Origin of the sequence: Mycolicibacterium sp. 624 (assembly GCF_040548615.1) — a bacterium.
Classification (GTDB): Bacteria; Actinomycetota; Actinomycetes; order Mycobacteriales; family Mycobacteriaceae; genus Mycobacterium.
The window spans coordinates 959,943-979,523 of record NZ_JBEPRZ010000001.1 but is presented as its reverse complement, the minus strand read 5'-3'; the positions used below and the strand labels follow the sequence as shown (position 1 = coordinate 979,523).

Genomic DNA, 19,581 nt, shown 5'->3' with positions numbered 1-19,581 from the left:
GGCCACCTCGGAGTCCGCTTCACCCAGAAGCCCACGAACATGGGCCCTGTGACGACGGCGGTCCTCGATGACACGTGCGGCAACCTGATCCAGATTCAGGCCACCTGACCGTTCGGCGCGTTCAGCGCGGCCCCGGCTTAGCAGTCAACTGTCGGATCGTGTGGGCCTCGTGGTCCCGATAGGGCCGTCCGTCAGGTTGCAGGAGGTCGTGAAACCACTCCCGAGGCGGCGCCGTGTAGGGGCGGGCCCACGAGTCCCATGGCAGAAACGTCTGTGTCTTCCCCGCCACCAGACCCCAGTTGTAGGCGCCGACGTTGTGCCGCTTCGCGATGGGCAGGATTCCCTCGATGGAGCTGCCCTTGGTCCGGGCCATGTACTCGGTGCACAGCATCGGTCGCCGCAGCGGAGCGAGTTCGGCGATGCGTGCCTCGAACTCGGGCGGTGCGGCGTAGCTGTGAAAGGTGATCACGTCGGAGTTCTCGAGTTGAATCCGCACGACGTCGCTGCGACGCCCGGGGTCTCCCCAGGGCCCCTCCCAGACGCCACTGGTCAGCGGTTGAACGGGATCGGCTGAGCGCGCCCACTTGAACACATGGGGCAGTAGCGACGCGACGAGTTGCGGTTTGTCCTGCCGCTCGACCTTGCGGTACTCGCTCGCGGGATTGTCGGGCTCATTCCACAGGTCCCAGCCCAGGACGCGGTCATCGTTGCGGAAGAGGTCGATAACGCCGACCACGTAGTCGTACAGGATGGCGAGGTAACCCGGGTTGTCGAGCTTCGCCGCCCCCGGGCTCTGCACCCAGCCGGAGTTGTGCACTCCGGGTCGGGGCGCGGGCTGTAGGCCCAGCCTGGGAATCGGATTCCAACAGGAGTCGAAGAAGACGAAGAGCGGTTTGATGCCGCGATGCGCCGCGATGTCGACGAACTGTGCGAGCCGACGTTGAAAGCCCGAGCGATCCTGGGCCCAGAGCAGGTCGTGGAGAAAGACCCTCACGGTGTTGAATCCGAGCTGCTGCGCCGCTCGCAACTCGGTGTTGATGCGCTGCGGGTCAAACGTGCCGGCCTGAAACATCTCGAGCTGATTGACCGCGTTCGAGGTGATGTAGTTCGCGCCGACGAGCCAGCCCTGCTCTCGATACCAGTCGTTGGCGCGTTCGATCGACCACCGGGCGGGCGCGGCAGACGCGCGGGGTGCGTTGGCCAGCGCCGTGCCCGCTGCTGCCAGGAGCGGCAGCTTGAGCGTGGTTCGACGCCGGACGTGGTCGCCCCGGTCTCCCCTGGCGATGTGTCTGGGGTTGCGTAACAAGGTGCAATCCTTCGAGTTTGGGATCGGTGCTCCATCGCCGCCATGCGTACCCATCCGCGGCCACATCTACAACCGGGCGTCCTGTGCGGCATCACACACGGCCGAAATTGCCGTCAAGACCGGGTGCACCCGTACGGGATACTGAGGACATGGCGGCGGTCGGTGGCCGATGAGCGCACTCGACGGGTTCTACGCGGCGTGGAACAGCGCACGAGAGACGTTCGGGGTGGGCACGCCAGCTGGCGGCGCCCGGTTCGATGCCAGCGCCACGTTGCGCCAGCTCGGCGCCCAGGTGGCAGCGGCGGCGCCGGGATCGCACTGGTCGGGTAGCGCGGCGACGGCGTACGACAGGAGAAACACCGAGCACCGCATGGTGTTCGACCGGCTGGCCGAGCTCGACAGGCAGCTGGGTGCGCACGTCGATCGGGCGGCAGGCGCCGTCGCCAACGGTCGCCACAATCTGGACGGCGTGCGCCAGTGGGTGACTGATGCCGCCGCGAGTGTGCCGCCGGGCAGGCAACGCGAGACCGTGCTCACGCAGATCGCCAGCCGAGGGCTCGAACAGCTCAGCGGTGTGGTCCGGAGTGCCAATGCGGAGCTGAACACCATCGCCGAATCGCTGAAGGGTCTCAAGAGCGAGTACGACGCCCTCACGTCCAAGGAGTCGCCAGCGCCCCCGGGGGAGGACGAACCCGCAGGCGACGAGGCGGGCGCCGACAAGACCGACATGTCCTCGGGGGACATCGAGGCGATCGACCGGGCGAACCGCGAGCGATTGGCCGAGATGCTGCATGAGTACCAGCAGCTTCCCGACGGACAGGTGAAGACCGATCGGCTCGCCGACATCGCCGCGATCCAGGACGCCCTCAAGGTCCCCGATTCTCATCTGGTCTACCTGGAGAAACCGGACGACCCCTCCCAGATGATCCCCGCGGCCACCTCCGTGGGGGATCCGTTCACGGCCGATCACGTGTCGGTGTCGGTACCGGGCGTTTCCAGCACCACGCGCGGGGCGATCGAGGGCATGACACGCGAGGCCGCAGACCTTCGCCAGGAGGCAGCGGCCGTCGCCGCCAGGGTCGGCGAGAGCACGAACCTGGCCACCGTCGCCTGGGTCGGGTATCAGCCCCCACCCAGTCTGACCTCGGCGGAGGTGCTCACCGACGACCTCGCCCAGGCGGGCGCACCTAAGCTGACGTCCTTCCTGCAGAACCTCGACTCCGCGTCCCACAACCCGGATCAGACCACGGCGTTGTTCGCACACTCCTACGGCTCGCTGACCTCAGGCATCGCCCTGCAGGACGGCGCCAGCGCCTACGTCGAGAACGCGGTGATGTACGGGTCGCCGGGTTTCCAGGCCTCATCGACGGCTGACCTGGGCATGCGCGATGACAACTTCTGGGTGATGAGCGCCCCCGACGACCCGATCAATCCAGTCGGGGCGCTTGCACCCCTACATGGCTGGGGTTCCAATCCCAACGACGTCATCAACGAGGGCGACGCGACACCCCGCTACCGATTCCCGCATCTGGAAACCGAGGCGGGCTCGACACCCATACCCGACTATGAGTACAAGACTGAAGCCAAGGGCCACTCGGACTACCCTCGCGATGCAGGCGAGCGGATGACCGGGTACAACCTGGCGACGATCCTGCTCGATCGACCCGACCTCGCCGTGACGGAGACCCCGATCTCATGACCGATGAACGACAGAAGCGCATCTGGCGGCGACTCGTGACGGTACCGCTGATCGGAATGCTGACACTTCTCATAGGTGGGTGCATCTTGAACGACAACCCGCACGAGTCGACGACCGTCAAGGGCGACGACGCGATCACGTTGATCGACCGTATGCGCGACAAGGGATCGTTTGAGGATGCGCGGCAACGCCTCAACGCCACCGCCAGGGTCATCGGAGACCGTATCGCCGCGGCCGTCGCGGGCCAGACCTGGCGCTTCACAGATGACCCCAATCTGCAGAGGATGAACCGCGAGGGTTCCTCGTGCGACAAGCTGACCGGGGACATCGCCCGGCGGCCCCACGCCGACACCGTCGCGTTCGGCAGGACGTTCACCGCAGCCGAGTTCACGATCGCCGCCGGCATCGTGCGTGAGGAGGCCGCTCCCTATGGGGCAGTCGGCGACTCGTCGTTGTTCGACGAGCAGACCAAGCGTGACTACAACGTGGCTGGCAACGGCTACGAGTTCAACATCGGGCAGATCACCTTCGCCACGCTCAACATCACCGGGGACTGCTTCCTGATGCAGAGGGTCCTGGACCTCCCCGCCGGGCAGCTGCCGCCCGAACCACCGATCGTGCCTGAGCCCGCGCCAAGCCCCTAGTGTTGCGTCGGTCTCGGGAACGAGACGAACGAAATGGCTGCTCTCGTTGGCTCAAAAGCAGCCGTTTCGTCGGTCTCGGTCTTCGGGCAGGGCTCGACGGGTTGAGTAACGTCGAAACCGACAGCGATCTCACCCGACCAACAGGAGCGATGATGGCACGCAGCGAGGGCGACAGCTGGGACCTGGCATCGAGCGTCGGCGCCACCGCCACGATGGTGGCCGCCGGACGCGCCGTCGCGAGTCGGGACGGCCGAGGCCTGATCGACGATCCGTTCGCGGCGCCGCTGGTACGCGCAGTGGGTATCGAGTTCTTCAGCAAGCTGGTCGACGGTGACGTCGATATAACCGCGATCGATCCGGCGTCGGCCGCCACCATGCAGGCCCGCATCGACGAGATGGCCCTGCGCACAAGGTTCTTCGATGATTACTTCGCGGACTCCACCCGTGGTGGCATCCGCCAGGCAGTCATCCTGGCGTCCGGACTCGACTCGCGCGCCTACCGGCTGCCGTGGCCGCAGGGCACGGTCGTCTACGAGATCGATCAGCCCGCCGTCATCGAGTTCAAGACCACCACGCTGGCCGGCATCGGTGCGGAGCCGACGGCGGACCGGCGCACGGTGGCGATCGACCTGCGCGAGGACTGGCCGGCCGCGCTTCGGGCTGCCGGCTTCGATGTCACGCAGCCGACCGCGTGGTGCGCGGAGGGTCTGCTCATCTACCTGCCCTCCGAGGCCCAGGATCTGTTGTTCGACAACATCACCGAGTTGAGCGCGCCGGGAAGCACCGTTGCGACGGAGTACGTGCCGGGTCTGAGGAACTTCGACGCCGACAAGGCCCGCGCCGACTCCGCGAAGATGCGCGAGTACGGGCTGGATCTCGACATGCCCTCACTGATCTACCACGGCGAACGCACCCACGTCATGGACTATCTGACGTCTCTGGGTTGGCACATCACCGGTGTGCCCCGCCCGGAGTTGTTCGCCCGGCATGGCGTGCCGCTGCCCGAGTTCGCCGATGTCGACGACCCGCTCGGTGAGATCGTCTACGTCAGCGGGTACCGGCCGAAAGTCTAGGGGCCACAGCTCAACTGCCTTGTGCAGCCACCCTGGCGCGCTCTCGCATCGAGGCGATAACGCCGCCGTCGTTGAGGATGTCGGTGCCGGTGAGGTAACCGGCCTGATCGCTGACGCAGAAGGCCAGCAGTGCCGCCATCTCCTCCGGCGTGCCCCATCGCGGAACCGCGAAGTCGGCGACCATCGCCCCGGCCCCGACGTCTGCCTCCAACTTGCCCATCTCGGTCTCGACGGAACCCGGGGAGACCGAGACGATGCGCAGCCCTCGGGTGTTGAACCTCTCGGCCTGCGACGTGCTGTACCACCTGACGAAGCTCTTGCTCACGGCGTAGGCGAAGCCCGATCGCGCCTCCTCGGGAATCGTGTTGCAGGCGCTGCTCATGTCGCTCATGAAGGCGTCGGCGTCCTGGAGGGCCTGCGGGAACTGCCCCGTCGGGATCATCTCCTCGGGCAGCATGTGGGCCGCCATCGACGCGACGTTGACGATGGCGGAACCCACCGCGGCGATGTCGAAGAAGATCTCGTTGACGTTGACCGTGCCGACCGCGTTGGTTCTCATCACGTACTCGGCGTCGCCCATGCTGGGGCTCACACCCGCGGTGTGGATGACCGAGTGGAGGGTCCCGAAGCCGGCGGCGGCCTCGAACAGCCGGGCGACCGCCGCACGGTCGGTGACATCGCAGTTGATGGCCGTCGCGCTGATGCCGTCGTCCTTGAGCGCGGCCAACGCCTGTTCAAGGCGGTCCTGCCTGACGTCGCAGAGAACGACGGTGTGGTCTCGTCCGACGATCTTGGCCGTGGCCAGACCCATGCCACCCGCGCCGCCTGTGATGACCGCCACTCTGCTCATGCTCGGACCATATATTAGCCGTGCTATCGAATGCGTCGCGGGCTCAGTCCAGACCGCACGCGGGTGCCCGTCAGGGCTGTGCCGTGAGGTACTGCTCGAGCTTGTCGAACTGCGCCTTGTAGCCCCACTTCATCCCGAATGCCGCCATCTTGGCCTTGGAACCGATCTGCGTGATCGTGACGTGAAGCGCCACGGTCGTCGTGCCGTCACGCTCGGTCAGCGTCACGTCGTTGACGTGGTGGATCGTCGATCCCTCCTCCTCGCCCTCGGTCCACGAACGGGCGTCGTAGGACAGCCTGGACGTCGGCTCGGTGCGGGTGAACGTGCCTGCCATGGGCCATCGCGTGCCCTGATACTTGCCCATCCCCTCGCCCGCCTCCATGACGACGTAGATCTCGCCACCGACCCGCGGGTCGATCCGGCATTCGGGTACGAACGTCTTCTCCGGGCCCCACCACTGCCGCAGCATGTCGGCCTGCGTCCACGCATCCCACACCAGTGCTATCGGCGCCTGATATGAGCGCTCGAGGCTGAAATCCTTTGTCTTCTTGAACAGTTGCATGATCATGATGCTCTCCAGTCCGTGTTCAGCCGACGGCTCGCGTGACGATCTCGGCGATCTCGTCCGTGACCGCAGCGTCGCCGCCTCGATCAGTCTTCTGTGTCATTGCGTGTCCTTTCGCCTGTCATGGAAGCGAGATAGCTGCCCAACGAGTCGAGCCGGCTCTCCCACAATCGTTCGAACGACTCGACCCAGTGCCCGACCTCCTCGAACGGTTGCGCCTCAAGGTGGTAGATCCGTCGCCGAGCCAGCGCCTCACCGGTGACGATCCCCGAATCCCCAAGTACCCGAAGATGTTTGCTGACCTGCGGCTGACGAACCTCGAGCACCTCGGCGATCTCACCGACCGACATCGGTCCATCCCGCAACAACTCGACGATCCTCAGACGAGTCGGCTCACCTAGGGCCCCGAAGATCGTCGCCTGCACAGCACAAAGGTAGAGGGGACGACATATTCCTGTCAAGGAATACGTCGTCCCCTCTAGGGCACGCGCCGTTCGTGTCAGGCCTGACCGAGAGTGACCTCAGCGCTCTGTGACGCACCGGATTGGTCGAGATAGGTGAGCGTGACGGTGTCACCCGCCGCCTTTGAACGCACCGCTGCGACAAGCGCCTCCGGCCCGTCGATCACACGCTGGTCGACCTTGGTGATGATCGCGCCGCTTGGCAGGCCCGCGGCCGCAGCGGGGCTTCCGTCGACCACCTCGGCGATCGACGCACCGCGTGCGCTGGTGTCACTGCTGAGTTGCACGCCCAATGAACCGTGGGTGGCCGTGCCGGTGGATACCAGCTCCTTGGCGATGCGGCTCGCCTGATCGACGGGTATCGCGAAGCCGAGTCCAATGGAGCCACTCGGCGCACCGCCAGATCCCTGCCCACCGCCACCGAGCGTCGCGATCGCCGAATTCACGCCGATCAGTTCGCCTTTCATGTTCACCAGCGCGCCGCCTGAGTTACCCGGGTTGATCGCGGCGTCGGTCTGGATGGCGTCGAGTACCGAACCCTGCCCGCTGGAGGGACCACCGGCAGCGACGGGGCGATCAAGGGCGCTGATGATGCCCGTTGTCACTGTTCCCTGCAGACCCAGCGGTGAGCCAATCGCGACCACGTCCTGGCCGACCCGCACATCGGCCGACGAACCCATCGTGATCGGCGTCAGGCCCGAGACCCCCTGGGCGCGAACGACGGCGATATCGCCGGACGGGTCGGTACCGACCACGCTGAACGGCACAGTCTGACCATCGGCGAACGTGACCGTGGCCCGCACGGCGCCACCGCCCCTCATGGCCGACGGGCTCGCGGCGCCACCGTCGGCGGCGTCCGCCACGACGTGGTTGTTGGTGAGAATCAGGCCATCGGAGGTGAGCACGACGCCCGACCCCTCGCCACTCTGGTTACCCATGTCGACCTGCAGCTTGACGACACTGGGCATCACCTTCGCGGCCACCTGCTCCACTGACCCGGCGGGCGCGCTTGCCGCCGTGACTCCGGGAGGGGTTGGCGCTGCCGCGATCTGCACGTCGGCTGAGCGATCTGGCGAGCCGGCGAATGCGGCCGCACCAATCCCACCGCCCACCACCGCTACCGCGACGGCCCCGCCGATCATCACGACGCCCAGGCGAGATCGCTTGCGCGGGTGCGTCACGGGTGGAGTTGAAAACGACTGATGCGCACCACGATACGAATCGCGGGCGGACGGTGGCGGCTGCTGTGCGTACCGCCAGTCATAGGGGGATCGATAGGACTCCTCCGACCGGTACTGTGGTCCAGTCGGCGGATTCACGCCGCGCGCCGGTTGCTGCGGGGGGTACCACGTGGGGTTCGTCATATGGTGTGTTCGCTTCCTCAATCCTCAAATAGCGCAGTTGCTTAACTGCCAGTTTCCTCCGCCCGCCTGAGACCTCACTGAGAGATCCCCTTGCGGAATCCAAGACTTTGCCTGGTCCGGAATTGCGCTGCGCAGGAGCCTGATCGGTGCCTGCGCCACCGCGTTGAGGGTCGAACACCATGTGCTGCAGTTCTTTACGAGGATTGCGCGAACCGGGGCGTTCAGTTACCTTGGTCACCCCACGTCGAACGAACGTGATTGGTTCGTTACTCTGCGCGTATAGTCCGCTCGCATGGTGCAGTCTCAGGCGGTCGTCGCGGACGGGTGGATACCCGGTTTCAGCGTTGACGCGACCCCCGTGCGCACGATCTCCGCCTCAGACACGCGTGGGGACCGCACGGCCTCGCTCACCGGACTGCGCGCGGTCGCCGCGCTGCTGATTCTCGGAACTCACGCCGCCTATGGCACGGGCCAGCTGACACATGGCTACATCGGGTCGCTCTACGCGCATTTGGAGGTGGGCGTCCCGGTCTTCTTCGTCCTGTCGGGATTCCTGTTGTTCCGCCCGTGGGTACGAGCCGCGGCGAACGGGACGCGGTCACCGTCGGTGAGCCGATACGCGCATCGCCGCGTGCGACGTGTCCTGCCGGCCTATGTCGTGACCGTGTTGGTGGCGTTCCTGCTGTATGAGTTCCGGGACGCCGGGCCCAATCCCGGCCACACGTGGCTGGGCCTGCTGGAGCATCTCACCCTGACCCAGATCTATGAGCCGGTCTACTTCTTCGTCATGCATCAGGGCCTGACCCAAACATGGAGCCTGGCCGTTGAATTCGCCTTCTATGCCGCGCTTCCGTTTCTCGCCGCGTTGTTGTTGAGGGTGCTCTGCAAGGGGGCTTGGCGGCCCGGGCTGCTACTGCTCGGCTTGGCCGGCCTGGCCGCGATCACGCCGGTGTGGCTGATGCTGCAGAACGCAGGCGAATGGCTACCCAGCTCGGCCGGCATGTGGCTGCCGGCCCATCTGCTGTACTTCGTCGGCGGAATGGCGTTGGCCGTGCTGCAGGCCGTCGGGACGCGGGTCAATGGGCTCGTCGTCGGTGCACTGGCGGTGCTCAGCTATCTGATCGTGTCGACGCCGATCGCTGGGGACGTCAACTTCGCGCAGGTCACCCCTTGGCAGCCGCTGGTGAAGTCGGCTCTCTACCTCACGTTCGCGTGTGCCGTCGTGGCCCCGCTGGTGCTCAGTGGCGGCAGCGGATACGGGCGATTCCTCGGCGCCCGTCCCGTCGTGTGGCTCGGCGAGATCTCCTACGAGATCTTCCTGCTGCACGTGATCGTGATGGAGGTCGCGATGACGACCGTGCTGCAGTGGCCGGCCTTCACCGGGTCCATGCCGGTGCTGTTCGCCGTCACGCTGGCGATGACGATTCCGCTGGCCTGGCTACTGCATCGCTGGACTCGACCTATCTGATCCCTCAGGCCTCGGGGATGGGGAAGCCGAACTTCTCGCGGGTGATGACCTCGGGCTCCGGGCCGCCGCGGACGCCGGTGTCCAGTGCGTCGATCGCCGCGAGTTGCTCTGAGGTGAGACTCCCTCAGCACCGAGTCAACGCCTTGGGCACGATCACCACGTCACCGCTCAGCCGCGCCGCAGGGTCGCGAGGCGAACGCACAGGCCGCGCCTGCACGCACGACGAACTCACGCGCGTCACGCCCGCCTTCCCACTCATCGCGCCACGCTCTTGAATCGTCATTTTCGCCTCCTCTTACTCGCCGATTACTCACGGACCTTCGCGGTCACCATTCACAACGCGCCTGAGCCGCGATCTATTGCAGGCAGATCGCTTTGCTGGGTGGATGTGGCGACCTTCACCGCGACGCACGCACCCATCGACCGCAGCCTTATCGTTATCTTATGTATGCCTTAATTTCCTTAGAAAAGGGTGTACGGTTGCGACCGGAGCCGGTTACCGGCACTGACGGAAGGAACCCGATATGCCACACGGACCTGCACGGATCATCTTGGTGACCGGCGCATCCAGAGGGATCGGCGCCGAGGTCGCGCGGCAGCTCGCCAGCGCCGACACCCACGTCATCGTGAACTACCGGGTGAAGTCCCAACGTGCGGAGGCCATTGCGGCGGCCATCCGCAGCGCAGGCGGCCAGGCGTCGACGCTGGCCGCCGATATCTCCGACGAGGCCGCTGCCGCGGCGATGATGGACTCCATCGCGGCGCGCTTCGGGCGATTGGACGCGCTGATCCTCAACGCATCGGGCGGCCTCCAACTGGGTGCTGACCCCGGTTACGCGATGCGCCTGAACCGCGATGCCCAGCGTCGCCTCGCACTGCTGGCCACGCCGCTGATGCCTGCCGGCGGTCGCATCGTCTTCGCCACCAGTCACCAGTCGCACTTCTTCCCGCACAAGGCGGTGCCAAAGGGTTACTCGGCTGTCGCGGCGAGCAAGCGCGCCGGCGAGACCGCCCTGTACGCGATGCGCTCGGAGTTCGACCGTGCCGGCGTCCGTCTCACCGTGGTGTCCGGCGACCTGGTCGACGGAGCGGTCAGCGTCGCGGCGGCCATCGCCAACGCCGCGACCACCCCGAACCCGTCTGGCATCGTCTACGTCGGCGGCGCCGACTACCTCATGACCGCCTGATCCCAGCGATCGACGAGCACCCTCAGTCCAGACCCCGCGCGATAAGCGCCTCGGCGAAGCCGTCGGCGATGCGCAGGGCCGCGACGACCACGGGGGCGACCACGATCCGGGGCGAGAACCGTAGACCTCTCGCGCGGCGGGCCTCCTCCACCTGGCGCACCGTCTCGATCATCACCGGTATCGACCGGATGGCGAGAGCGAGCCCGAGCGCCACCTGCTCGACCGGAAAACCGATCCTGGCCAGCGGTCGCATTCCCCTGGTCATGGCGGCGAGCATGTCCGTCGTCCGAGTACTCGAGGTGACAACCGCCGCGAGAGACACCGCCAGTAATAGGGTTCCGCACACGACCAGCGCACGACGCCAGTCGGTGAACAGCAGCTGGAAGCCGAAGATGAAGACGACGACCCAGAGCACCGGACGCAGCTGCGCGACAATGGTTTTGACGCGCATACCCGCGGTTGCGGCGACGGCGAGCACGCCGACGGCGGCCACGCCGAGGGCAGTGGGCGAATCGACCAGGACCGACATGAGCGCGATCAGCGCGCCGAGTCCGACGAGTTTGACACCGGCCGGCAGCCGATGCAGCACCGACGTCCCCGGCTGATACACCCCGAGCACCGTCATGTCATGAGCTCTCGATAGGCCGCCAGCGCAACCGACGGCACGTCGTCGGCGATAACTTGCCCCTCATCGAGGACGATCACTCGATCGAAGTCGTCAATCAGCTCGAGGTCATGGGTCACCACGATGAGCTGCGTGTCCAGCGTCGCGAATGCCGCACGCAGCATCCGGGCGTTGCGCAGGTCGAGCAGCGTGGTCGGTTCGTCGGCGACCACGATGCGCGGTTCGGTGACCAGCACGGCGGCCAGCGCCAGGAGCTGCTTCTGGCCGCCCGAGAGCAGATGCGCCGGATGGTCGGCGTGGCCTGCGAGGCCGAACCGCTCGAGCACGCGCCGCGTGCGGTCGGTGCGCTCGGTCCGGCTCAGCCCGTGACGTGACAGCGACAGCTCGATGTCCTCGGCCACCGTCGGCATCAGGATCTGCCGGTCGGGGTCGGTGAAGACGAAGCCGACGTTGCGACGGACCTTGCGGGCCGATCGCCGGGTGTCCAGGCCACGCACGCGGACCGCTCCATCGTCGGGGAGTACCAGGCCGTTGACCATCCGCGCGAGGGTCGACTTGCCGCTTCCGTTCGCGCCGAGCACACCGATCCGGCGCTCGCTCAACGTGAGCGAAACGTTCCGCAGGACTTGGCGTTCCCCGAAGGAGTGCGTCACCCGCTCGAAGACGATGCCCTCCGGTGGGCCGTCCGGGGCGGTGTCGTCATCCATCGGCGGCACTGGCGCGGCGCCGCCGCCACGGGGCGATCAGGCCGGGCCGGGCACGGTGCACCTGCGCGGCGACAAACGCCGTGATGACGGCCTTCGCGATATCTCCCGGCACGTAGATTCCGTTCGTCGATAGCGCCGCCCACCAGGACAGGTCGGTGCGGATCATCAGACCCAGGGTGCCGAACGTGTAGATCACCACCATGCCGCCGACAACGTTGATCACGATCCCCCATCCGACCCGATAGCGCGGCATCATGAGCGCGCTCAGGGCACCGATGACCACCACAGCGGGCAGCCAGCCGACGAAGAACCCGGCCGTCGGGGAGGCCAGTGACACCAGCCCCGTGCGAGCGCCGGCCAGGATGGGCAGACCGGCGATGGCCAGAACCGCGAACAGTCCGACGGCCAGAGCCCCCTTGCGCGGGCCGAGGATCGATCCGGCCAGCATCACCCCGAGGGTCTGCACGGTGATCGGCACCCCGCTCGGGCCGATGGTGATGGTCCCCGGCAGGCCCAGTGCGGCGATGAGCGCGGCGAACACCGCTGCCTGCGTGAGATCCCCCGGTGTCACGGTGAACCGTCCGGGCGCGCCCCGCCCCCGCGACTGTCCGTCGTGCTCAGTCGGCGACGGGTCCGCCTTGCCATCCATTCGGCGAATTATCGTCGCCCGTCGCATCGGGTGTGCCGGCCGGGGCGCGCTGCGACCGCGCAGTCAGGCGGTACGTCTCGCCAGGACCTGCTCACGCAGGATGTCGGCGTGCCCGGCGTGCTGCGCGAGTTCCCGCAGCACCTGCAGCGCAAGCGCCCAGACCGGTCGGTCTCCGCGACCGTCAACCATGGCGTCGAGCGCTAGCTCGGCCATCGTCGCGCGCGATGCCTCACACCGGCGACGATGAGCTTCCTGGACGGAGGCGATGGTGTCTGACTTGGCGAGGGCGAAGGACCCACTGGGCGTGCTTGCAATACCGATCTCGGCGTAGGACCGGCCACTGATGGCCTGGTCGAACCACACGCCCTCGACGTAGGTCACGTGCTTGAGCAGACCGAGCAGCGTGGTCGCCGACGGCACCAGCCGCAGCCGGGCCTCGTCCTCACTCAACCCGTCGACGCATCCGTGCAGTGACGCTCGATACTCGTCAATCAACTCGTCGACGCGGCCGCGCAGGTCCGCTGTCCAGGCGGGTTCGGTGTCTGAGAACGGCATACGGGCACCGTAGTCCGCCGACATGCCCGCGCACCGCCGCGGGGCGGGGTCGGTTCGCTCAGCGCGGCACGTCGGGCGGGGTGATCGAGCGCGGCGAGAGCCCCAGTGTTCGAACATGTTCGGCGATGGAGCCGAGGGTGGTGGTCCACACCTCGTCATGCTCGAGCACGTAGCGCATCAGGTCGTCGAGCTCGGCGGCGCGTGACGTCCGCCCGGTCAGGAACGGATGGTTGGTGAGCACCCAGCAGCCGCCGACCCGACGCAGACCGTCGAACTCCAGTTGCCACAGCTCGCGCGCCTTGCGCGGGCTCTCGATCAGCCCGCTGCCGGAGATGTCGGGCAGGAAGCAGTACTGCTCCCAGTCGTCGAGCGCCCACTGGATCGGGATCTCGACGAGCGACCGCTCGGCGCCCGGCGTGACCGCCAGCTCGTAGGGGTGGTCTGCGTCCATCAGGCTCGAGTCGTAGAGGAAGCCGCGGTCGGCCAGCAGGGCAGGTGTGCGCCACGACAGGTCCCACATCGGCGCCCGGTAGCCGGTGGGCCGCACCCCGGCGACATCGGCCAGCGCCGCCAGCCCCCGGTCGATGACGTCGATCTCCTGCTCGAGGGTCAGCGCGGTGGGCTGCTCGTGCAGATACCCGTGGTGGGCGATCTCGTGCCCAGCCGCGACGATGCTGCGGATCGCCTGCGGGTAGCGGTCGGCGGTGTGACCGGGCACGAAGAACGTCGACGCGATCTGGTGCCGCTCAAGGAGATCCAGGATGCGGGGAATGCCGACCAGCGGACCGTAGGCCTGGTGGCTCATCACGCTCATCCGGGCGCCGACGGCCTCGTTGTTCCACAGCACCGCCGACTCGGCGTCGACATCGAAGGTGAAGGCCGCCGCCGCGGACTTTCCGTCGGGCCACTGTATTTCGCTCATGCCTTCACCATCATGCTGATCAGCTCATAGGCGAGGTTCGCCGCGGCGACAGCCGTCACCTCGGCCTGGTCGTAGGCCGGTGCGACCTCCACGACGTCGGCACCGACGATGTTCAGGTCACGCATCGCCCGCAGCACCGCGACCAACTCGCGGCTGGTCATACCGCCGATCTCGGGTGTTCCAGTCCCTGGCGCGAACGCCGGGTCCAGGACGTCGATGTCAATCGACACGTAAACCGGGTGCTCGCCGACTCTTTCGAGCACGCGCTCGATGACCCCGTCGACGCCGATGCGGTCGATATCGCGGCAGTGCACCACGGTGAATCCGAGTTCGGCGTCCTCGAGGAGATCGGCACGGTCATACAGCGACCCGCGGATGCCGACGTGCGCGGAGCGGTCCTTGACCAACAGCCCCTGCTCGGAGGCGCGCCGGAATGGCGTGCCATGGGTGCATGGTGCCCCGAAGTACGTGTCCCAGGTGTCGAGGTGAGCGTCGAAGTGCACCAACGCGACCGGCCCGTGCACCTGATTGATGGCCTGCAGGGCGGGCAGTGCGATGGTGTGATCACCGCCGAGCAGCACGAAGCGCTGTTCGGGGCGGGTGACCAGTCCCAGGATCCCGTCGCGGATCTCTTCGACCGCGGTGGTGATGTCGAACGGGTTGGCTGCGATGTCGCCGGCGTCGACGACCTGGGCAGAGGCGAACGGCGATACGTCAAGCGCGGGGTTGTACGGCTTCAGCAGCCGGGAGGCCTGACGGATCGCGGCGGGCCCGAAGCGTGCGCCCGGACGGTAGGTCACGCCGCTGTCGAAGGGCACCCCCACCACCGCGATGTCGTAGTCGCCGACCTCGTGGCGCTGCGGTAGCCGCGCGAAGGTCCCGAAGCCCGCGTAGCGCGGGACTGCCTGCGCGTCGACCTGGCCCAGCACTCCTGCCGCCGACTCCACATACGGTTGGCTGTACACGTTCTTTCCCTCCGTCATGCTCTCGACCGTGTCGAGCCGCCATTGCACGAGATGACCTGACCGACAACCGACTCCAGATCGAAGTCGGACAATAGCTCGACCGCTGCGGCCACCTCGTCGGGAGACCCGATGCGGCCCAGCGGGATCGAGGACGCGTACCGCTGGTGCATCGCGGCCAGTTCGATACCCGCGGCGTCGGCGTCCACCTGCAGCTGCGGGGTGTCGGTGACTCCCGGCGCGACGGCGTTGACGATGATGTGCTCGGAGGCCAGCTCGCGACCGAGTGTCTTGACCAACGAGATCAGGCCCGACTTCGCGGCCGAGTAGGCCGTCGCCTCCGGCCATCCGATGACACCCCACTCGCTGGTTATCACCACGATGCGCCCGGCGCCCGCGGCGCGCATGTGCGGGAGGACCGCCTGCACCAGGAAGAACGTGCCACCCAGGTTGGTGTCGACCACCTTCCACCAGTCGGTGTCGTCGTGGTCGGCCAGCGGTGCCATGGTCATGTAGGCGTGGTTGGCCACCAGAATGTCGAGGCGGCCGCTCACCCGCGCGACCTCATCGGCGATGCGCCGGCACTCGCCCGCGTCGGACACATCACCCGGCGCGGTGAGGCCGCCGATCTCGTCGGCCAGCGCCTGCAGTTGCGCGCTGTCGCGGATGTCGTTGACGGCCACCGTGGCCCCGGCAGCGGCCAGTCGCCTGGCGTGGGCGGCGCCCATACCCTGCGCGGCGCCGGTGACCAGGGCGACCCGCCCCTTCAGATTGGTGCTCATATGACGGCTCCGGAGTTGACGTTGACGACCTCGCCGACGCTGAATGTCGCATCGCACAACAGGTATTCGACGCAGCGTGCGACCTCATGCGGGGTCGCCAGCCGCCGTAGTGGCAGCGTCGAGAGGTATTCGGTTGCGCGCCAGGGTGAGTCGGCCGCCAGCAGCGGCGTGTCGGTTGGCCCCGGTGCCACGCAGTTGACCCGCACACCTTGCCCGGCGACCTCGGCGGCGAGGCTTCTGACCATTCCCAGGATCGCACCCTTCGCCGCCGCGTAGTGCGCGTCGCCGTCACCACCGCCGACGGCCAGTTCGCTGGCCACCGCGACGAGCGCCCCACGCCGGTCGATGAGGTCGGGCAGTGTCGCCCGCGCCACGTTCACCAGGCCACCCAGATGAACGCGCAGCATCCGGCGCCACGCGTCGGCGCTGATATCGGTGACCGGCGCCATCTCGTAGTAGCCCGCCGATGTCACGACGGCGCTGATGGGCCCGAGCCTCTCGCGGACCTGCGCCACCGCGGCGCTGACCGCTGCGGCATCCGAGACATCGACAGCCACAGTGTGTTCCGCGGTATTCGACGACCCGGTGAGGTCGAGGCAGCCGACGGCGAACCCGCGTCCGGCCAGCGCGTCGACGACGGCCGCACCGATACCGCTTGCGCCACCGGTCACCAGGGCTACGGGTTGTTCACTCATTGGCCAGCGCCCGATCGTCGGCCTGTTCGTCCTGGGCTTCGATGTCGTCGACCACGGAGGTACCCGTGATCCGCGACCGAACACTCGCCAGCAGCAGCGCGCCGATCACACCCAGCACCGCAACGCCGATCCAGACCGACCAGTCCAGGTAGCGCTGCTCGAAAGCCGCGCGCGGCCAAGCGATGTTGAGGAACTGCAGCGCCGCCCACACCACGGCCACGAGAGCCACCGGGAGCGTCGCGCGGCCCAGCGAGAACTTCGCGGGGGTCCAGGCGCCGCGGAGCAGCGCCACGAGGAACCCGATCAGCGGGAACAGGAAGGCCAGGTAGAAGCCGCCTGCGGTGAAGTTGACCATCAGCGAGTAGATATCGCCGGCGACGATGCTGAGCAGGAACAGGCCGCTACCGACCACCGTGGTGATCAGGATCGCCACCGTGGGGATGCGGGCCTTGCCGCGCAGCCGGACCAGCGTTGCCGATGCGGGCAGTGCTCCGTCGCGGGCGTAGGCCCAGATGACGCGTGATGCCGAGGTCTGCAGGGCCAGGAAGCTGGCCAGGAAGCCGATCACGAACAGCACTTCAACGGGTTTCGCGACGCCGTGGCCCAGCGCGGTGGTGAGGGTGTCGTACACCGGATCGGATACCGCGCCCTCGGCCACTGCGCCCAGATCCGGGATCGCCAGGATGATCGCCAGGCTGGAGTAGGCCACCACGAGCGCGATGAACGCCAGCGAGAACAGCACCGCCTTGGGCAGGTCGCGGCGCGGCTCGTGCACTTCCTCGGCGATGGAGCCGGCACTCTCGAAGCCGACGAACGACCAGCCGATGAAGGCGACCGCCAGCATGAACGGACCGGTCAGATACGCCAGGGTGTCCATGTCCGGGCCACCGCCGGTGAACAGCACCGAGAGCGAGTTCTGCCGGTGGAACAGCAGCAGCCAGGTGCCCAGCACGAACGACCCGATCACCTCGGCGATGATGCTGCCGACCATGAAGATCTTCAGCGCCCGTCGACCGACCAGGTTGACCCCGGTACCGGCCAGCAGGATTACCAACGCGATCATCGCGAGCGTGCCACCCGACGGCGTCTCCATCCCGAAGATGTTGGCGATGAAGCCCGCCGCGCCGAGCGCCACGGTGGCCATCGCGATCACCAGCGTCCACATGTAGACCCAGCCGGCGAACCACCCGTAGGTCGTGCCGAGTAGTCGGCGTGACCACTGGTAGATCGAACCCTCCAGCGGCCAGCGCGACACCAGGGTGGCGAACACCAGCGCAACCAGGAGCTGGCCGCCGAAAACCAACAGGAAGCCCCACCAGAAGCTGGGCCCCGCTGCCGAGAGTGCCAGACCGAAGATGCCGTAGAGGGCAACGATCGGCGAGATGAAGGCGAACGCAAATGCGAACGCCGACCACAACGAGAACTCGCGGCGCAGCTGCTGAGACTGCTCCCCGGTACTGACAGATGACGACATGTGCTGCTCCCTACTCGGTGCGCTACTGGCAGGAACTATCACGCCAGCTCAGCGCATGCGCCAGCAGTTGAGCCGAACACGCAGAGATCCCACCGCGCCGAGGCCTGGCATTGGACGATCGCACAATGCTTTGGCCCGCGGATGTGACGGCGGCGTTACGCTCGTCCAATGACTCCGCCGCCACCCGGCGCCCCCGCGGAGCCCGCAGCGGCCGAACGCCCTGACACGGGCGCTCCCACCCTGCGCGACGTGCTCGACGCTCCGGGGTTGGGGCTCGTCGCCTCCGAGGGAACGCAGAAGAACCTCGACCGGGCGATCAACTGGGCGCACATCACCGAGATGCGGGACCCCTCGCGGTACCTGCGTGGAGGCGAGTTGGTCTGCACGGTCGGCATCACGCTGCAGACACCGCAGGACTGCCAGACGTTCGCCGACGCACTGACGAAGGCGAAGGCGGCGGGCCTGTGCTTCGGGATTGGCGACGGTCACGACGCGGTGCCGGCGGCCCTGCTTGCCGCGTGCCGGCGTCACGACCTACCGGTACTGATCGCGGCGCCCAGCGTGCCGTTCAGCAAGATCAGTCGCTTCGTCGCCGAGTACGAACTCGGCGCGGAGATCGCCGTGGCGCGGGCGACGAACGCACTGGTGCCGGAGCTGCTCTCATCTCTGCGACGGCATGCGTCTGCGCGTGAGCTGCTGGATACCGCCGGCCAGATCCTGGAGTGTTACTTCCTCTTGGAGCCACACGGCACGGTGGACACGTTGGAGCCCGAGACACCGGTGGTCGCGGTCGACGTGCCGGGTCTGGGCACCCTGGGGTGGGTAGGCGGTGGCGACGAACCGGAGCCGGCACTGCTCGACCTGATCGCGCGGTTCGTGCGCGCGACCCAGGTTCAGCAGGATGTCGAGGCAGCCCTGGCCCGCGAGCGCGTCGGTCAGCTGCTGTCCCTGGTCGAGCGGCGGATGCTGCTGCCCGACGCCCTGGGTCAGCTGCTGGAGTGGCCCGGATTCGCGGCGGGAGCGCTCACGTGCTCGGCGTGGCCGGCCGGCGCCGGAGCCCTGCTGTCGATGGCGATGCCCGAGGCGTTGGTCGGCGATGCGCCCGACCTGTGCCTGATGCTGACCTCGGAGCCGCTCGAGATGGCCGAGGACCTGTCCCTGCCGTCCGGGCACTCGGCGCTGGTACCGCTGACGGAGATCGGTTCGGCCATCGGTCAGGCACGCATCGCGCTGGATCTGGCCCAGCGCCGCGGCCGCCGCGTCGGACCCGATCAGTTGAGCACTCTCGATAGCCTCCTCGAGCAGCTCCCCCTCGCCCAGCTCGCCCCCTTCAGACAGCAGCTGATCGCTCCGCTCGCGGAGATGGACCGTCAACGTGGCACTCAGCACGTGCGCACGCTGCGAGCGTTCCTCACCGCGAACGGATCGTTGAGCGAGACCGCGCGGGATCTGTACCTGCATACCAACACGGTGCGACACCGGTTGGCGCGAATTCTCGAACTCACCGGACGAGATCCGTTGAGCCATAACGATCAGGCCGCGTTCTCCATAGGGCTGCATGCGATGGACCGCGAGGCACCCGCCTAGGCCTGA

Annotated in this window: 21 protein-coding genes and 2 pseudogenes; 7 read left to right on the top strand and 16 right to left on the bottom strand. The window is 67.3% G+C overall.

Going from position 1 to position 19,581, the window contains the following annotated elements:
* Window positions 1–6: 6 nt before the first annotated feature.
* Window positions 7–108, top strand: a pseudogene (locus ABIA65_RS04445) (VOC family protein); the annotation flags it as partial.
* Between the two features lie 13 nt (window positions 109–121).
* Here the strand turns inward: ABIA65_RS04445 and ABIA65_RS04440 are convergent.
* Window positions 122–1,306: a glycoside hydrolase 5 family protein gene (locus tag ABIA65_RS04440; RefSeq protein ID WP_241402120.1), complete on the bottom strand. Its 1,185-nt coding sequence runs from the start codon at window positions 1,304–1,306 to the stop codon at window positions 122–124.
* Between the two features lie 169 nt (window positions 1,307–1,475).
* Between ABIA65_RS04440 and ABIA65_RS04435 the strand changes: the two genes are divergently transcribed.
* The 3 genes from ABIA65_RS04435 (at window position 1,476) to ABIA65_RS04425 (ending at window position 4,722) form a co-directional block, all read left to right on the top strand.
* On the top strand, window positions 1,476–3,005 hold the full coding sequence (locus tag ABIA65_RS04435; protein WP_354522760.1) for an alpha/beta hydrolase: 1,530 nt from the start codon (window positions 1,476–1,478) through the stop codon (window positions 3,003–3,005).
* Complete coding sequence (locus ABIA65_RS04430; protein WP_354522759.1) at window positions 3,002–3,649, top strand: LppA family lipoprotein; 648 nt, start codon at window positions 3,002–3,004, stop codon at window positions 3,647–3,649. Before ABIA65_RS04435 ends, ABIA65_RS04430 begins: the two co-directional genes overlap by 4 nt.
* 152 nt (window positions 3,650–3,801) lie before the next feature.
* Window positions 3,802–4,722 carry a class I SAM-dependent methyltransferase gene (locus ABIA65_RS04425; RefSeq protein WP_354522758.1) on the top strand — a complete coding sequence of 307 codons (921 nt, stop codon included), beginning with the start codon at window positions 3,802–3,804 and terminating at the stop codon, window positions 4,720–4,722.
* Between the two features lie 10 nt (window positions 4,723–4,732).
* On the opposite strand, the gene ABIA65_RS04420 is transcribed toward ABIA65_RS04425, so the two are convergent.
* The 4 genes from ABIA65_RS04420 to ABIA65_RS04405 form a co-directional block, all read right to left on the bottom strand.
* Window positions 4,733–5,572, bottom strand: a complete 840-nt coding sequence (locus ABIA65_RS04420) for an SDR family oxidoreductase (protein ID WP_354522756.1) — start codon at window positions 5,570–5,572, stop codon at window positions 4,733–4,735.
* A gap of 70 nt (window positions 5,573–5,642) precedes the next feature.
* Window positions 5,643–6,140: an SRPBCC family protein gene (locus ABIA65_RS04415; RefSeq protein ID WP_354522754.1), complete on the bottom strand. Its 498-nt coding sequence runs from the start codon at window positions 6,138–6,140 to the stop codon at window positions 5,643–5,645.
* Window positions 6,141–6,223: 83 nt separating this feature from the next.
* The gene (locus tag ABIA65_RS04410; RefSeq protein ID WP_354522753.1) at window positions 6,224–6,562 is read right to left on the bottom strand and encodes an ArsR/SmtB family transcription factor; all 339 of its coding nucleotides are present in this window, start codon (window positions 6,560–6,562) and stop codon (window positions 6,224–6,226) included.
* Between the two features lie 74 nt (window positions 6,563–6,636).
* Window positions 6,637–7,962: a S1C family serine protease gene (locus ABIA65_RS04405; protein WP_354522752.1), complete on the bottom strand. Its 1,326-nt coding sequence runs from the start codon at window positions 7,960–7,962 to the stop codon at window positions 6,637–6,639.
* A gap of 292 nt (window positions 7,963–8,254) precedes the next feature.
* Here ABIA65_RS04405 and ABIA65_RS04400 point away from each other — a divergent pair, with 292 nt between their 5' ends.
* A complete protein-coding gene (locus tag ABIA65_RS04400) occupies window positions 8,255–9,430 on the top strand; it encodes an acyltransferase family protein (RefSeq protein WP_354522751.1) in 1,176 nt (391 codons plus the stop codon).
* Between the two features lie 4 nt (window positions 9,431–9,434).
* Here ABIA65_RS04400 and ABIA65_RS04395 read toward each other — a convergent pair.
* Together ABIA65_RS04395 and ABIA65_RS04390 are read right to left on the bottom strand one after the other, a co-directional pair.
* Window positions 9,435–9,548, bottom strand: a pseudogene (locus ABIA65_RS04395) (aldo/keto reductase); the annotation flags it as partial.
* A 6-nt stretch (window positions 9,549–9,554) separates the two neighbouring features.
* The gene (locus ABIA65_RS04390) at window positions 9,555–9,713 is read right to left on the bottom strand and encodes a hypothetical protein (protein ID WP_354522750.1); all 159 of its coding nucleotides are present in this window, start codon (window positions 9,711–9,713) and stop codon (window positions 9,555–9,557) included.
* Between the two features lie 241 nt (window positions 9,714–9,954).
* On the opposite strand from ABIA65_RS04390, the gene ABIA65_RS04385 reads away from it, so the two are divergent.
* Window positions 9,955–10,617 (top strand): SDR family oxidoreductase, encoded by a 663-nt coding sequence (locus ABIA65_RS04385; RefSeq protein ID WP_354522749.1) that lies wholly within the window; start codon window positions 9,955–9,957, stop codon window positions 10,615–10,617.
* 22 nt (window positions 10,618–10,639) lie between these two features.
* Here ABIA65_RS04385 and ABIA65_RS04380 read toward each other — a convergent pair whose 3' ends face one another.
* The 9 genes from ABIA65_RS04380 to ABIA65_RS04340 all read right to left on the bottom strand — a co-directional run bounded on the left by ABIA65_RS04380 (window position 10,640) and on the right by ABIA65_RS04340 (window position 17,988).
* Window positions 10,640–11,242 (bottom strand): energy-coupling factor transporter transmembrane component T family protein, encoded by a 603-nt coding sequence (locus tag ABIA65_RS04380; protein WP_241402131.1) that lies wholly within the window; start codon window positions 11,240–11,242, stop codon window positions 10,640–10,642.
* Window positions 11,239–11,949 (bottom strand): energy-coupling factor ABC transporter ATP-binding protein, encoded by a 711-nt coding sequence (locus ABIA65_RS04375; protein ID WP_354522748.1) that lies wholly within the window; start codon window positions 11,947–11,949, stop codon window positions 11,239–11,241. Before ABIA65_RS04375 ends, ABIA65_RS04380 begins: the two co-directional genes overlap by 4 nt.
* Window positions 11,942–12,598 (bottom strand): biotin transporter BioY, encoded by a 657-nt coding sequence (locus tag ABIA65_RS04370; protein WP_241402133.1) that lies wholly within the window; start codon window positions 12,596–12,598, stop codon window positions 11,942–11,944. The genes ABIA65_RS04375 and ABIA65_RS04370 overlap by 8 nt, the downstream gene beginning before the upstream one ends.
* A 63-nt stretch (window positions 12,599–12,661) precedes the next feature.
* Window positions 12,662–13,153, bottom strand: coding sequence for a DinB family protein (locus ABIA65_RS04365; protein WP_241402134.1), 492 nt, complete (start codon window positions 13,151–13,153; stop codon window positions 12,662–12,664).
* Window positions 13,154–13,211: 58 nt separating this feature from the next.
* Window positions 13,212–14,075 (bottom strand): polysaccharide deacetylase family protein, encoded by an 864-nt coding sequence (locus tag ABIA65_RS04360; protein WP_241402135.1) that lies wholly within the window; start codon window positions 14,073–14,075, stop codon window positions 13,212–13,214.
* Entirely contained in the window at window positions 14,072–15,058 is a 987-nt protein-coding gene (gene speB, locus ABIA65_RS04355; RefSeq protein ID WP_354522747.1) for an agmatinase, read from the bottom strand. The genes ABIA65_RS04360 and speB overlap by 4 nt, the downstream gene beginning before the upstream one ends.
* Entirely contained in the window at window positions 15,055–15,819 is a 765-nt protein-coding gene (locus ABIA65_RS04350; RefSeq protein WP_354522746.1) for an SDR family NAD(P)-dependent oxidoreductase, read from the bottom strand. Before ABIA65_RS04350 ends, speB begins: the two co-directional genes overlap by 4 nt.
* On the bottom strand, window positions 15,816–16,514 hold the full coding sequence (locus ABIA65_RS04345) for an SDR family NAD(P)-dependent oxidoreductase (protein WP_354522745.1): 699 nt from the start codon (window positions 16,512–16,514) through the stop codon (window positions 15,816–15,818). Before ABIA65_RS04345 ends, ABIA65_RS04350 begins: the two co-directional genes overlap by 4 nt.
* Window positions 16,507–17,988 carry an APC family permease gene (locus ABIA65_RS04340; protein WP_241402139.1) on the bottom strand — a complete coding sequence of 494 codons (1,482 nt, stop codon included), beginning with the start codon at window positions 17,986–17,988 and terminating at the stop codon, window positions 16,507–16,509. The genes ABIA65_RS04345 and ABIA65_RS04340 overlap by 8 nt, the downstream gene beginning before the upstream one ends.
* 168 nt (window positions 17,989–18,156) lie before the next feature.
* Between ABIA65_RS04340 and ABIA65_RS04335 the strand changes: the two genes are divergently transcribed.
* Window positions 18,157–19,575 (top strand): PucR family transcriptional regulator ligand-binding domain-containing protein, encoded by a 1,419-nt coding sequence (locus tag ABIA65_RS04335; protein ID WP_502919512.1) that lies wholly within the window; start codon window positions 18,157–18,159, stop codon window positions 19,573–19,575.
* Window positions 19,576–19,581: the final 6 nt, after the last annotated feature.

Coding starts and splice junctions, on each gene's coding strand:
- ABIA65_RS04435 (WP_354522760.1), top strand. CDS start 1,476: ATGAGCGCACTCGACGGGTTCTACGCGGCGTGGAACAGCGCACGAGAG.
- ABIA65_RS04430 (WP_354522759.1), top strand. CDS start 3,002: ATGACCGATGAACGACAGAAGCGCATCTGGCGGCGACTCGTGACGGTA.
- ABIA65_RS04425 (WP_354522758.1), top strand. CDS start 3,802: ATGGCACGCAGCGAGGGCGACAGCTGGGACCTGGCATCGAGCGTCGGC.
- ABIA65_RS04420 (WP_354522756.1), bottom strand. CDS start 5,572: ATGAGCAGAGTGGCGGTCATCACAGGCGGCGCGGGTGGCATGGGTCTG.
- ABIA65_RS04415 (WP_354522754.1), bottom strand. CDS start 6,140: ATGATCATGCAACTGTTCAAGAAGACAAAGGATTTCAGCCTCGAGCGC.
- ABIA65_RS04405 (WP_354522752.1), bottom strand. CDS start 7,962: ATGACGAACCCCACGTGGTACCCCCCGCAGCAACCGGCGCGCGGCGTG.
- ABIA65_RS04400 (WP_354522751.1), top strand. CDS start 8,255: ATGGTGCAGTCTCAGGCGGTCGTCGCGGACGGGTGGATACCCGGTTTC.
- ABIA65_RS04390 (WP_354522750.1), bottom strand. CDS start 9,713: ATGACGATTCAAGAGCGTGGCGCGATGAGTGGGAAGGCGGGCGTGACG.
- ABIA65_RS04385 (WP_354522749.1), top strand. CDS start 9,955: ATGCCACACGGACCTGCACGGATCATCTTGGTGACCGGCGCATCCAGA.
- ABIA65_RS04380 (WP_241402131.1), bottom strand. CDS start 11,242: ATGACGGTGCTCGGGGTGTATCAGCCGGGGACGTCGGTGCTGCATCGG.
- ABIA65_RS04375 (WP_354522748.1), bottom strand. CDS start 11,949: ATGGATGACGACACCGCCCCGGACGGCCCACCGGAGGGCATCGTCTTC.
- ABIA65_RS04370 (WP_241402133.1), bottom strand. CDS start 12,598: ATGGATGGCAAGGCGGACCCGTCGCCGACTGAGCACGACGGACAGTCG.
- ABIA65_RS04365 (WP_241402134.1), bottom strand. CDS start 13,153: ATGCCGTTCTCAGACACCGAACCCGCCTGGACAGCGGACCTGCGCGGC.
- ABIA65_RS04360 (WP_241402135.1), bottom strand. CDS start 14,075: ATGAGCGAAATACAGTGGCCCGACGGAAAGTCCGCGGCGGCGGCCTTC.
- speB (WP_354522747.1), bottom strand. CDS start 15,058: ATGACGGAGGGAAAGAACGTGTACAGCCAACCGTATGTGGAGTCGGCG.
- ABIA65_RS04350 (WP_354522746.1), bottom strand. CDS start 15,819: ATGAGCACCAATCTGAAGGGGCGGGTCGCCCTGGTCACCGGCGCCGCG.
- ABIA65_RS04345 (WP_354522745.1), bottom strand. CDS start 16,514: ATGAGTGAACAACCCGTAGCCCTGGTGACCGGTGGCGCAAGCGGTATC.
- ABIA65_RS04340 (WP_241402139.1), bottom strand. CDS start 17,988: ATGTCGTCATCTGTCAGTACCGGGGAGCAGTCTCAGCAGCTGCGCCGC.
- ABIA65_RS04335 (WP_502919512.1), top strand. CDS start 18,157: ATGACTCCGCCGCCACCCGGCGCCCCCGCGGAGCCCGCAGCGGCCGAA.